The sequence below is a fragment of the Streptococcus sp. X13SY08 genome (genome assembly GCF_001182825.2).
GTDB lineage: Bacteria > Bacillota > Bacilli > Lactobacillales > Streptococcaceae > Streptococcus.
In genome coordinates this window covers 21,253-33,855 of the sequence record NZ_LFYO02000004.1, presented here as the reverse complement: position 1 = coordinate 33,855, position 12,603 = coordinate 21,253, and the positions used below count along the sequence as shown (strand labels likewise).

The following is a 12,603-nucleotide window of genomic DNA, read 5'->3' as shown; positions in this document are numbered from 1 at the left end:
AGGAGAAAAATATGACAAATGTAGATGCTTATCGCCAAATGCTAGCGCAACCTTGGGGCAAAATCCAATACGAAATCACCTTTTCGCAACTGGCTCACTTGGAAAATAAAGAGATTTTAGATTTTGGTGCTGGTTTTGGCTTGGTCAGTCAATTTCTATCTCAAAAAAATAAGGTAATAGCTGTCGAACCAAATGCGGACATGCTTTTTGCGGATGATTTACAGACCTTTACCAAATTACATGGCAGTTTAGATGTCTTGGAAAGCTTTGCCGACCAAACATTTGATGTTATTTGCTGCCACAATGTCATGGAATATATTAAACCACAAGAACGTCAAACTTATTTTGAGCAGTTTCTGCGTCTCCTAAAACCAAATGGGCAACTATCTATCATCAAACACAATCCAGTTGGCAAAGTACTTCAAGCTGTCGTATTTTCAAACGATACCGAGCTGGCTCAAGATTTGTTAGATGGTAAGGAATTTCATAGTCAATCTTTCGCCCAAGGTAACACCTACTCCATGGAAGATTTGATACAGTGGAGCCAGATGAGTTTGGAAAATTACCTAGCTATCCGAACTTTTTACAGTTTACAACCAAATGAATTTAAAACTGAAGAGGATTGGTTGGAAAAAATGACCAAGATAGAATTGGCTGTCGCAGACCAAGAGCCCTACAAAGACATTAGTTTTTTGCAACACATTTGGCTAAGAAAGAAATGAATAATGTTTTTAATGAGAAACACCATCAAGAGATTGATTAGAGTGACCACTTAATCTAAAAAAGATTAAGAAAGGAAAAAAATGAACCATCAATTATACGAAAAATTACAGAGCACTGAACCTTACTCACGCGAGGAATTAGGCTGGCTGCTAGACCATATCGGGGCCGCTGATGCATCTATCCGAGACGATTTGGTCTACGCTAGTTTTTGCCATGCCTTGCTGGACGGCTTAGTTACTAGGACAGATCTTGACTGGCTAGCTGGTGAAATCATGAAGCGAAATCTCCTCTTTTATAGACGCTCTTGATTGGACTAGATGGAGATCAACAATCAATCTACAAAACTGCTCTTTCTAGCAACCACCGATTAACACTCTTCCAGCTGGCGTTGCAGTATCTGACAAAAGAAAGTGACGCGACTGGTTGGTCTGCTGAATCTGGCTGGGTCCATGCCTTTGCACATGGCGCAGATTTCTTACTCTACGCTAGCCAACATCCCGATTTCCCAGAAACTTATGATGCTATCTGGCAAACTATTATTATGGTCTTTAGAAACCAACAACAGGTATTCACAGCAAACGAAGAAAAACGTTTGGCGATTGTCGTTAGCCAGCTTGTTTTACAAGAAAAGATTGGTCAGCAAGATCTGTTCAACTGGATTACAAAAACTGATTTTCCAAAGGTTCAAGACCAAGATTACTTGCGTTGGCTCAACTATCAAAACTTCTTACTGAAAATCTATATGGACCTGGACCAAGCAGATCAGCTCTGCCATGATCTAAAAGAAAGCCTCCAACAAGCCTGCACTGAATAAGCAAAAAAAGAACTGGAAATCCAGTTCTTTTTTTACATGGTGATGCTATCACTCTTAGAAACTTTCATAAATAGGAGGAGAGAAAGTACGGTAAAGAGGGTCAGAATCGTTGACAAGGCTGCTGCAATACCGTAATTACCACGTAGAACCTCTGTATAAATGGCAACCGTCATGGTTTTAGTACGGATATTATAGAGCAGGATGGAGGTTGACAACTCTGAAATCATGGTAATCCATGAAAGAATAGCACCTGAGACAATCCCTGACATCATCATTGGAATGGTGATTTTGACAAAGGTATTGAGACGAGAACTTCCAAGACTGGATACTGCTTCTTCAATACTTGGCGAAATCTGATGAAGGGCTGCTACCGATGAACGAATAGTATAAGGCAAGCGACGAACAGACAGAGACACAATCATCACAAAAGAAGTACCGATAATAGCAAGAATCCCAACACCTGTATTCAAGGCGGTGATAAAGGCAATCCCCATAACCGTATCAGGTACAATATAAGGGACCATACTCATGCTGTCAATAAGTGATGTAAAAACATTGCGCTTGCGAACGCTGAGGTAAGAGATAAAGATCGCAAAGACCACCACCACTACCAAAGCTAGAAATGGAATACGTAAAGTATTCAAGATACTGGACCCCATACGATCAAAAGCTTGACGATAACTATCCAGAGAGTAACCTGGTACAAAAATCATACCCGAAGTCTTGAGGAAAGATGTGTAAATAAGGTACATCTGTGGCAAAATAGATAAGAATACCACGCCATACACAAAGGTGCTAACGCCAGCTTTTTTAGTCCGGTAATTTTCTTTGGCTCAATCGGATGAAGGGAGTTCATGCTGAAGCTATTTTTTTTGTGCGAGATATTTTTGTATCAAGAAAATCGTCAAAGCAATCACAATAGCGATTATAGCAAGGGCAGATGCGAAGGCAGAGTTGCCACCAACCTCACTGATGAACTCCGTGTAAACAAGAACCGGGAATGTCCGATAGCCCTCACCAATCAACATAGGGGTTCCAAAGTCAGAAAAGGCACGCATGAAGACTAAAAGTGCAGCAGCAAGAAGGGTTGGCACCAAGAGTGGCAAAACTACGCGTGTGAGGCGTTTCATCCCTTTTGCACCCATACTTTCTGCGGCTTCCAAAAGAGAATTATCGACACTCTTAAAGGCTCCACTGACATAGAGGAAGACCAAAGGAAATAGCTGCAAAGTAAAGACCAGTACGATACCACCAAAACCATAGATTTCCAACTTAGGCAGACCAAATGTATTGGTCAAAAATTTGGTGATGACCTCATTCCGTCCTAAAAGGAGGATCCATGAGTAAGCTCCGACAAACGGCGCAGACATGGAAGCAATGATAATCAAGATTTGCAAGAGTTTTTTGCCATTGAACTGGTACATTGAAAAGCAGTAAGCCAGTAATGTCCCTACTAAAAGGGCTAAAACGGTTGCTGTAACAGAGACTTTGAAACTGTTAAAGAGGGTTTCAAAATAGTAGCCTTTTGAGAAAAAGGCTAGAAAATTACCAAAAGATAATTGTCCATCCACAAACAAAGCCTGCTGCAAAACGGTGACAATGGGATAGATCAAAAAGATTAGGTAGGTCACAAAAATCACGAGGGATGAAAGGACCCAGATATTCATCTTTTGAAGTGCTTGTTTCATCATTCCACCTCCAAAAGATTCACCATACCATCCGCTGTAAAGACGTTGATTTTTTGAGTATTGATGGCTAAGCGCACTTGGTCACCTGCCCCCAAATCTTCATCCAAGGTAGACTCTTCCGTTACTTGAACGCGGGCCGCAAACGGTGTTTCCATGATATATTCCGTATTGAGACCCAAGTAAGTGCTGTCCTTGATAGTTGCCACAATATCGCCTGTTTCCGAACGGATAAATTCTTCTGGACGAATGCTGACGCGCACATCCTTCTCTTCTAAGTGAGCAAGTGCTGAAAAGGCAATTTGATAGCCTGTCGCAAAACGCAAGTAGGTTTGTCCTTCCTCATGCACCAAGCGAGCTGGAATAATATTGGTACGGCCGATAAAGGTCGCAACAAATCCATTGCTTGGACGGTGATAGGTTCTTTTGGCTTACCGATTTGCTGGATTTTACCAAGATTCATAACAGCGATTTGATCTGAAATGGCCATAGCTTCTTCTTGGTCGTGGGTGACATAAAGCGTTGCAATGCCCACTTCACGTTGAATTTCTTTAATGGCTTGACGCATATCAAGACGCAATTTTGCATCCAAGTTACTCAAGGGTTCATCCATCAAAAGCACATCTGGACTGATGGCCAAGGCACGCGCCAAAGCAACCCGCTGCTGACCCCCACTAAGATTTTCAGGTTTCCGATCTTTGAACTGATCAATTTGCATCAATTTCAAGTATTTATCCACACGCGTCTCAATGTCATCCTTGGCTAACTGAAGTTGTTTCAAACCAAAAGCCACATTGTCTTTAACGCTCAAATGCGGGAAGATAGCATAGTTTTGGAAACCCCACCTTCGATGGAATTAAAACCAGCAATCATACGGAGCAAGGTCGTTTTCCCACATCCAGAAGGACCCAGCAAGGCAAAGAGGGGCCCATCTGGAATATTGAGGTTAAGATTTTCAATGACGGGCGTATCGTTATAGATTTTTTTCGCCTGATCGATTTTAATCTGACTCATGAATTTCTCCTATTTTGATTGCAAATCAACAAAGATTTCGTTGTAGTGTTTAACCAATTCTTCCTTGTGTTCGATAACGTAGTCATAGTCTTCCACTAAGGTCTTAATTTCATCCAAGCTCTTCATATTTTCGCTCACTTTTGCGTCTTTACGAACTGGACGGTTGGTTGTTTCGCTACCAAGAGCATCTTGTGCTTCTTTTGAAATGATAAAGTCAATAAATTTCTTAGCATTTTCTTCATTTGGAGCATCTTTGATGATGGCTGCGCTGGCTGAAAGGAAAACAGAACCTTCTTCTGGGTAAGCCACTTCAGTATTGGCACCATCATTGAGCAACTTCACACTTGGATCTTCATACGAAAGTCCAACTGCCATTTCACCGTCTGCAACTGTTTTGTAAACGTTAGATGAACTAGAATTGATTTTTCCATCAATCAAGGTAAAGAGATCTTTGACGTATGTCCAGCCCTCTTCACTATCGTAACCTCCGTTAGCCTGAAGCATATTAGTCAATTGAGCAAAAGTGCTTGATGAATTAGCAGGATCAGCTGTCGCAATTTTACCTTTTAGCTCAGGATTGAGCAAATCTTTATAGCCTTTTATATCCATTCCTTTTGTCAGGTCAGGATTGACGACAAGAACACTACCATCTAGGGTATAAGGAGTCGAATAGCCTGTTGTATTTTGATAATCTGCGATGACATTGTCATTTTCTTTGGACACATATTTCTCAAACAATTCTGGGCGTTGAGCATGTTGAGTATAAGAACCACCGAAAATCACGTCAGCGATTGGTTTACTAGCTTCAGACTCTACTTTTTTGAACAATTCACCTGTACCAGCTTGAATCAATTCAACCTTGATACCATATTTTTCTTCAAAAGCCGGAATGGTCGCATTAATCAAACCTTCTGAATTTGGAGAATAGATGACCAAAGTATCGCTTTCGCCGCTAGTTTTGCTACCTTCTGAACTTGAACCACATGCTGCCAAAGCTACCAAAGCGGTTGAAGCCATCATCAATGTTGCTAATTTTTTATGCATAATCATGCTCCTTTGTTTTGTTGACTTCATTGTATAAAAGAAAGCGTTTTATTTATAGAGCAATTCTATCCTTTATAGGTAGAATTCTCTCTAAATTCTGTAAAACTAAGCCCTGTATATTTGCGAAAAACCTTGCCAAAATAATTGTAGTCCGAAAAACCAACCGCTTCTGCGATTTCATACACCTTTAAATCTGGTTGCGCCATCATTAGCTCAATAGCTCGCTTCATCCGGTAACGATTGAGATAGTCCTTGAGCGTGATGCCGAATTCTTCCTTAATTTTCTTATAAAAATAGCTTTCACTATAGCCAAAATGATGAGCAATTTTCTCAGTTGAAATGGTTTGATGATAATGTTGGTGGAGCCATTCCAGAATGTCTGCAGCCCAGTGAACCGCATCCACTTGAGGTAGCTGCAAGAGTGGCAATTCGTCATTGGTAACATCTACACCGGCCTTCTCCTGCTTCAAATCTAGACAAATCTGCCAAAGGCGTTCGCGTAATTCCTCCACATCAATGGGCTTTTCCAAAAAGTTATAGACACCGTATCGCATAGCTGTTTTGGCATGCTGAAAATCACTATAACTGGACAAAATAATCTTTTCATAGCTACAATCTTTGGTCGCTGCAAACATATCAAATCCAGTCATATGTGGCATCATGATATCGGTCAAAACGATATGCGGGCGCAGTTGACTGATGATCTCCGCACCTTCTCGTCCATACGAAGCAAGAGCCACCACTTCAATTCCTAAACTACTATAATCAATAGCTTGTGCCAACCATTGCCGAATCAAGGTTTCATCCTCTACAATAATGAGTCGATACATAGTTGCCTCTTTTCTATCCATAATTGTACTTTATTCTCTTCATTTGTTTGTCTAATTCTAATTTTGCTACTGGAGTAAAGCGTTTCTAAACGCTTATAACTGTTGATTAAGCCATGTTGACTCCCCTTTTGCTTCAGATAAGTTGGGAAATAATCCAAAAATTCTTGAGAAAACCCTGAACCATCATCTACAACTTCAAAGATAACCTGCTCTGCGATTTCCAAAAGCGAAATACGTATAGACAACTGCCGACGATCTTGCATAGCGTATTTTAAAACGCTTTCAATCAGCGGCAATAAAAATAGCTTAGGAACCCGAAGTCTAGCCAAATGTTCTGGATAAGTAAAATCATAGCTCAGCCCTTCAAAACGAATGCTGTTTGAGAAAATCTTCTAGTATCTCAAAGTCTTCTTCCACCGTCGAAAATTCTTTATAATGAGCAACACTGTAGCGTAAAACGCGGTTCATTGCTAAAATCATTTGCTCTGCCTTCTTGACATCAACGGTCATCAAGATTTTCAGAGATTCTAAACTGTTGTATAAGAAATGAGGATTAAACTGAGCTTCCAGCAATTGCCGTTGATACTGAGTTTTTTCCTGTTCCAAGCGTAAAGATTGCTGGAAAATCCGTTGCAATGTTTCCATGACACCATTCATTTTCCGCGCCAGATAACCAAATTCATCATCTGTCGTGATAGATAGTTGCGTCTGATATCCCTTAACAATAAGATTCAGCTCTTCTACCAATACTTCTACTGCATCACTACTATGCAGAGAGATATTTTGAGACAATCGTTTAGCAGCGCGTGATAGCATCCATATCATGAGAAGAGAAACACTAATTGCAAATATAAATAAAGGCATCACTGGAACCGTCAAAATAGAGCTGTATAACCAAATATTTTCTACCAATTCTTCCTTACTGGTCATATAAAGATTCCCAGACTGCAACAGAAAGAAGGAACTGAAATAATGCGTGTCTACCTTACGTTGATCCTTGGTTAAATACCGAGTATTGTTGGCTGTTAGATAATTATCAAAACGATCTGCCAATAAGAAATGAAGTGATTCTGAATCTAAGCTAGCCTCCAAATCCTTGGCATCCATGCAAAGTACCAAATAGGCAAGTAATTTATTTCCTTCCAACACTGGCAAAATCTCAAACAAATAGCGATTGCCACGGTGGTCACTAGTAACCTTGTTGACTGCTTGCTCTTCGACTGTCGGCAAGACAATTTTTACAAAACTATCGTCTGGTAGACCGTCTGGACTAGGCTGGCGTGTACTAAAGATTCTCTGAAAATCAGGGCTATAAATGGATAAGGAAGCATCAAATGGCAAGCGATTCTTTTCTTCGTAGGCTCTACGGTACATATCTCTTTCAGATAAAGTCTGTGTCAGAAATGCTGGTACATCTGCTTCTTCTAAGTGTTTCAATACCCGCTCACTTTTCGTATGAACAGTTTTGAAACCATTTCGAATATCTAGTCGTCCTTGAACAAATTGAGTATAATGAGTTGTAATCACAAAAAGGCTCAGAATCAATAAATAACTAAGCCCAATTAGAAACGACAAATGCCTTAGTCCTGTAAATATTTCCCCACGTAGTTTATCTTTAAAGGGGACCAACTCTTTCTTTCTCATCTCATACCTCATCAAAAGAAAAAGCTATTGAAACGATTTTAGAAGATCATTCAATAGCTCATACATCTTGTGTAACAAAAGGGAAAAAGTCTAGTTTTTCCAATGTTTTTCAGGGTCAAATGCCTCGCCGACTACAGCATCGTCGCCGAGTTCAATAATGCCACGGACCTGCGGTGCATTTGGCAAAGCCAATTCACGTGGGCTACACATCATGCCAAAGCTGTCTTCTCCGCGAAGTTTTCCAGGGAAAATGAGGCTTCCACTTGGCATCATAGCTCCTGGGAGTGCAACAATCGTTTTGAGACCGATAGCAGCATTGGGCGCGCCTGCTACAATTTGGACCGTTTGGTCAGCCCCAATCTGCACTTGGCAAATATTGAGGTGGTCACTGTCTGGATGAGCGACCATTTCTATGATTTGACCAACTACAAAAACAGGTTTTTGGCTGACTTCCAATCGCTCTACAAAACCTTCTTTTTCAAGCTCCGCATTCAAGATTTCCAAGGCTTCTTCAGTCGGAAATACTTGACCATTGCCTTCAAGTGACATCAAGTTTGACACTTCAAAAATATTCCATGCCACGGTTTGACCAGATTCTTCTAAGTAAACACGCGCCACATTTCCTTTACGCTCAACCGTACGTTTTTGGTCCTTGACTTCCTTAACGATGACCATAAGAACATCGCCGACTTGCTCTTTATTGTATGTAAAAATCATTCTTACTTTAATCCTTCTAAAAATTCAATAATTTGATTCTTGGTCTTGCGATTCTTATCCACAAACCGACCAATTTCTTGTCCATTCTCAATGATCACAAAACTTGGAATCCCAAAGATATCCCATTTTTGGGCCAGCGGCGTAAAGTCATCGCGATCCAATTGTACAAATGTCATTTCAGGGAAAGTTGCTTCAATCTCAGGCAGGTACGGCTTTAAAAAGCGACAATCACCACACCAGTCCGCCGTAAATAAAAAGACAGTTTTCGTTTCAACTGCTAGCAAACTAGCAACTTCCTCAAGAGTTTCTAGAATCAGCAGCTTCTTCCTCCTCATATACTATTTGACCATTTTGGTAATCAAAAAGATAGACGGGACCACCCTCCATGACAACACCACCTGTCAACTGACGAGCGTTGGAGTCATTTTCATAGACAAAAACAGTGGCAATAGTCCCAAAATCCGCAAAAAATCGACGCACATGAGCCAAAGCTTGTGCTTTTTTGACTTCTTCCTGAGCCTTCATATAAAATCGTGCACTGGCAGCAAGAATCCCAGTCCCCACAATACCAGCCACAATCGCTGCTTTTTTCTTGTTCATACTGACCATTCTATCATAAAACATGTTAAAATAATAGCTACAAGGAGGTCAGAAAATGACAAATCACTTATTTGAAAAGATTAAAGAAGTCACTGAATTGTACGGCGTTTCTGGTTTCGAGGGTCAAGTTCGCGATTACCTACGCAACCGCCTGACACCACATGTTGACCGCATAGAGACAGATGGAATCGGAAGCATTTTTGGAATTAAAGAAACGACTGTTGAGAACGCTCCTCGCATCATGGTTGCAGGGCATATGGATGAAGTTGGATTTATGATTAGCGATATCAAAACCGATGGAACCTTCCGAACGGTAGCTCTCGGTGGATGGAATCCTTTGGTTGTTTCTAGTCAACGTTTTACCCTTTATCTTCAAGATGGTCGCCAAATCCCTGTCATCTCAGGCTCTATACCACCACATTTAGCCAAAGGAATTAACGGAGGAAATGGTCTTCCTTCTACAAATGATGTGATTTTTGATGCAGGATTTGCTTCTAAGGAAGAAGCTTTTTCGTACGGTGTTCGCCCTGGCGATGTCATCGTTCCCATCAGTGAAGCCACTTTAACAGCTAATGGTAAAAACGTGATTTCAAAAGCTTGGGACAATCGCTATGGTGTCTTGATGGCTGCCGACTTAGCGGAAAATGTCGCGGAAGAAACTCTCCCTAACCAACTCATTGTCGGAGCAACTGTTCAGGAGGAAGTTGGTCTGCGCGGTGCTCATACTGCTGTCACTAAATTCAATCCGGATATCTTTTTAGCGGTCGATTGTTCGCCTGCTGGTGATGTTTTTGGAGATCAAGGTGCTATCGGAGACGGAACCTTGCTGCGTTTCTACGATCCAGATCACATCCTATTACCAAATATGAAGGATTTTCTGTTGACTACAGCCGAGGAAGCTGGTGTAAAATTCCAATATTATTGTGGAAAAGGTGGAACGGATGCTGGGGCGGCACATATGAAAAATCACGGTGTTCCTTCGACAACTATCGGCGTTTGCGCACGTTATATTCACTCTCATCAAACACTGTACAGCATGGATGACTCATCAAACATTATTAAAACGCTAAAAAACAGCAACGGGGTGAGTTGCTGTTTTCTTTATTTTGAAATATTTGCCAACTTACGCAATTCTGGGATGCGCTGAAGAGCTGGAATAATGGCCATGGTAATGATAACACGCATTGGAATCTCAAAAATTTTCAACCAACGACCTGCGATAAATTGCGCAATAATCGGTGTTCCGTAGTAAATTTGAATCAAAAGCGGCGTGAAGATAAAGGTTCCAATCAACATAATCACTAGTGTTGCCATTGTTACGTGCAACCAATCTTTCTTGTTGGACCAGTCCAATTTCTTACCTCAATTGCTTAGGAATAACGGCAATAGAGAATTTGCTCACGATGAGAGTGAGAGCAATCAACATAGCGAGCGACACCAACCGAAGCAGGGTCATTTGAGGATTTTTGTTTTGCATAAATGCTCCTTTAAATATAATGGAGCTGTCACAGAAAACTTTCTTTTGACAGCGGATGCAATGGCTTACCGCGCTTTCGCTTCGTTGTGTGGCAACACCCCATCCACACACACTTAACGCAAACCATCTACTCTGTGCAAATTTCTTTGCTCATCTATTGTACCATAGCTTAAACTAGCTTGCTATACCTTTTGTTCTACGGTATAATAAAAATGTATTCTAGTTCATATTCTAAGGAGGAATATATGAAAAGAAATGTATTACAAGGAGCACTATTAGGTTTGGTATTTGCCATACTCCTATCTATTAGCTCTTTGGCCAAAGCAGATGTGGCTGTCTACCGTCTCTACAATCGTCAGAATGGAGAGCACCTCTATACGACACGGCTCCTGAAGAAGGAACACCCGTCTATCGTCTTTATAATAAGGGACTCCAAAACCACCTTTACACATCAGACATGAATGAAATCAATGTCTTAACCAGTCGACATGGCTGGACAAAGGATAACGGTGGACGTCCAGTGTTTTACTCAGGTGGAAATGTCAATATTTATCGAGTGTACAACCAAAAACTTCGTGGCCTTCATCACTGGACAACCGATTCGAATGAATATAATGTATTACCAGGTCATGGATGGTCACAGGAAGGAGTCAAATTTAAAGCAACTTATACAGGCCGCCAGATTCGTACTCACTTTTTCGATCCATATGCTCGCGTTATTGAAGGTTATGTCGAAAATTCCGACATAATCACTCTTAAAGCCGAAGATGCTTATGACTGGGCAGACTATGTCATCAATGACCCAGAATCTGATTTCTCAGGATTTAATTCATTTGAAATCATCACCATTAAAGCATCTAATGGTGGAATTACCCATTCCGTACAATTCTCTTACTAAAACACCCGGCTTGCTAGAATACAAACCAATATCAACAGAAAAATCCTGAGTTTCCTCAGGGTTTTTTAATGTTCTTATTTTTTCAAACGTTCAACTTCACGCGCGATTACGAGTTCTTCGTCAGTTGGAATAACTAAGACTTTTACTGTTGATTCAGGCGTTGAAATATCTCCTACGTATCCGAAGACATTTTTCTCAGGATCAACTTCCATTCCAAACCATGATAAACCTGCGATAACATCACGACGCATGTCGGCAGCATTTTCACCCATACCAGCTGTAAAGATGATTGCATCCACTCCATTTAATACTGCTACGTATTGACCGATAAACTTCTTAATACGGTCTACAAACATTTTGTAGGCAAGAGCGGCACCTTTTTCAACACCAGACAAGATATCACGCATATCGCTCGATACACCAGAGACACCAGCAAGACCTGATTGTTTGTTTAGCATGTTAACAACAGCTGCTGCATCGTCTAAATCATCTGCGTGTTCTACAAGATATGGAATAATAGCGATGTGAGCTGTAATCAATTTCAATTCTTCAATTGGGCGTTCCAACATTTTAGCCGCTTCATGTGCTACATAGAAATGACTTGTTCCGTGAGCCCCGTATTTACGAACTTGATTGTCAGTATAATATTTTTGTGGGATTGGGTAAAGGTAGGTATAGTCTTCCATTGTTGTGTGGAAGGCAGTATCGAAGACCGCTACACTTGTGATGTCTGGCAAAATATCTTTAAAAGCACGAATCCCCGCAGCATTTGCTGGGTTATGAAGTGGTGCCAAAGCAGATAGTTTTTCAATTTTAGCAAGTGCTTCATCATCAATTACAACAGATTCTTTGAAGTCTTCACCACCTGCAACTACACGATGGCCAACACCTATGATTTCGTTGTAATCATTGATAATGCCATGTTTAAGCAAATCATCTAATACGATTTTTACAGCTTGTACATGATCAGCGATATCCAAGGTTTCAACTTCTTTATTTCCATCAAATTTAACCGTTGAAATAGAATCTTTCAAACCGATACGTTCGATAATACCCGCAGCCAACACTTCTTCTTGTGGCATATTGTATAATTGCCATTTAAGGCTTGAACTACCAGCATTGATTGCAATTGTTTTTGACATAATATTCCCCTTTAA

Annotated in this window: 14 protein-coding genes, 3 pseudogenes and 1 riboswitch; of the genes and pseudogenes, 6 read left to right on the top strand and 11 right to left on the bottom strand. The window is 40.7% G+C overall.

Translation table 11 applies throughout. The features are described 5' to 3' along the window. Positions 1 to 11: 11 nt before the first annotated feature. From AEX56_RS07560 to AEX56_RS07550, 3 genes are all read left to right on the top strand, one after another. The gene (locus tag AEX56_RS07560) at positions 12 to 722 is read left to right on the top strand and encodes a class I SAM-dependent methyltransferase (RefSeq protein ID WP_049618587.1); all 711 of its coding nucleotides are present in this window, start codon (positions 12 to 14) and stop codon (positions 720 to 722) included. An 81-nt stretch (positions 723 to 803) separates the two neighbouring features. Next, positions 804 to 1,031, top strand: a complete 228-nt coding sequence (locus tag AEX56_RS07555; protein ID WP_049618586.1) for a hypothetical protein — start codon at positions 804 to 806, stop codon at positions 1,029 to 1,031. After that, the gene (locus tag AEX56_RS07550; protein WP_049618585.1) at positions 1,028 to 1,537 is read left to right on the top strand and encodes a DUF2785 domain-containing protein; all 510 of its coding nucleotides are present in this window, start codon (positions 1,028 to 1,030) and stop codon (positions 1,535 to 1,537) included. Before AEX56_RS07555 ends, AEX56_RS07550 begins: the two co-directional genes overlap by 4 nt. A gap of 32 nt (positions 1,538 to 1,569) precedes the next feature. On the opposite strand, the pseudogene AEX56_RS07545 reads toward AEX56_RS07550, so the two are convergent. The 9 genes and pseudogenes from AEX56_RS07545 to AEX56_RS07505 form a co-directional block, all read right to left on the bottom strand. After that, a pseudogene (locus AEX56_RS07545) lies at positions 1,570 to 3,225 on the bottom strand (ABC transporter permease). Next, positions 3,225 to 4,236, bottom strand: a pseudogene (locus AEX56_RS07540) (ABC transporter ATP-binding protein). Before AEX56_RS07540 ends, AEX56_RS07545 begins: the two co-directional pseudogenes overlap by 1 nt. Positions 4,237 to 4,245: 9 nt before the next feature. Continuing rightward, entirely contained in the window at positions 4,246 to 5,280 is a 1,035-nt protein-coding gene (locus AEX56_RS07535; RefSeq protein ID WP_049618584.1) for an extracellular solute-binding protein, read from the bottom strand. Positions 5,281 to 5,345: 65 nt separating this feature from the next. Then, on the bottom strand, positions 5,346 to 6,110 hold the full coding sequence (locus AEX56_RS07530) for a helix-turn-helix domain-containing protein (RefSeq protein ID WP_049618583.1): 765 nt from the start codon (positions 6,108 to 6,110) through the stop codon (positions 5,346 to 5,348). Then, positions 6,089 to 6,406: an ATP-binding protein gene (locus AEX56_RS07525; protein ID WP_049618582.1), complete on the bottom strand. Its 318-nt coding sequence runs from the start codon at positions 6,404 to 6,406 to the stop codon at positions 6,089 to 6,091. Before AEX56_RS07525 ends, AEX56_RS07530 begins: the two co-directional genes overlap by 22 nt. Positions 6,407 to 6,473: 67 nt before the next feature. Continuing rightward, a complete protein-coding gene (locus AEX56_RS07520) occupies positions 6,474 to 7,754 on the bottom strand; it encodes a sensor histidine kinase (protein ID WP_160315183.1) in 1,281 nt (426 codons plus the stop codon). A gap of 90 nt (positions 7,755 to 7,844) precedes the next feature. Continuing rightward, on the bottom strand, positions 7,845 to 8,471 hold the full coding sequence (gene ytpR, locus AEX56_RS07515; RefSeq protein ID WP_049618580.1) for a YtpR family tRNA-binding protein: 627 nt from the start codon (positions 8,469 to 8,471) through the stop codon (positions 7,845 to 7,847). A gap of 2 nt (positions 8,472 to 8,473) precedes the next feature. Beyond that, positions 8,474 to 8,791 carry a thioredoxin family protein gene (locus AEX56_RS07510; protein ID WP_049618647.1) on the bottom strand — a complete coding sequence of 106 codons (318 nt, stop codon included), beginning with the start codon at positions 8,789 to 8,791 and terminating at the stop codon, positions 8,474 to 8,476. Continuing rightward, complete coding sequence (locus AEX56_RS07505; protein WP_049618579.1) at positions 8,769 to 9,071, bottom strand: DUF4651 domain-containing protein; 303 nt, start codon at positions 9,069 to 9,071, stop codon at positions 8,769 to 8,771. Before AEX56_RS07505 ends, AEX56_RS07510 begins: the two co-directional genes overlap by 23 nt. Before the next feature lie 55 nt (positions 9,072 to 9,126). Here AEX56_RS07505 and pepA point away from each other — a divergent pair, with 55 nt between their 5' ends. Then, a complete protein-coding gene (gene pepA, locus AEX56_RS07500) occupies positions 9,127 to 10,218 on the top strand; it encodes a glutamyl aminopeptidase (protein ID WP_082326207.1) in 1,092 nt (363 codons plus the stop codon). Here pepA and AEX56_RS07495 read toward each other — a convergent pair. Beyond that, positions 10,173 to 10,548, bottom strand: a pseudogene (locus AEX56_RS07495) (hypothetical protein). The gene pepA and the pseudogene AEX56_RS07495 sit on opposite strands and share 46 nt — an antisense overlap. A gap of 47 nt (positions 10,549 to 10,595) precedes the next feature. Next, positions 10,596 to 10,685, bottom strand: a riboswitch (THF riboswitch). A gap of 108 nt (positions 10,686 to 10,793) precedes the next feature. Here AEX56_RS07495 and AEX56_RS07490 point away from each other — a divergent pair. Both AEX56_RS07490 and AEX56_RS07485 read left to right on the top strand, forming a co-directional pair. Beyond that, entirely contained in the window at positions 10,794 to 11,009 is a 216-nt protein-coding gene (locus AEX56_RS07490) for a hypothetical protein (protein ID WP_049618578.1), read from the top strand. Beyond that, positions 11,006 to 11,446, top strand: coding sequence for a hypothetical protein (locus tag AEX56_RS07485; RefSeq protein ID WP_049618577.1), 441 nt, complete (start codon positions 11,006 to 11,008; stop codon positions 11,444 to 11,446). Before AEX56_RS07490 ends, AEX56_RS07485 begins: the two co-directional genes overlap by 4 nt. A gap of 74 nt (positions 11,447 to 11,520) precedes the next feature. On the opposite strand, the gene AEX56_RS07480 is transcribed toward AEX56_RS07485, so the two are convergent. Next, on the bottom strand, positions 11,521 to 12,588 hold the full coding sequence (locus AEX56_RS07480; RefSeq protein WP_049618576.1) for an acetate kinase: 1,068 nt from the start codon (positions 12,586 to 12,588) through the stop codon (positions 11,521 to 11,523). Positions 12,589 to 12,603 lie beyond the last annotated feature (15 nt).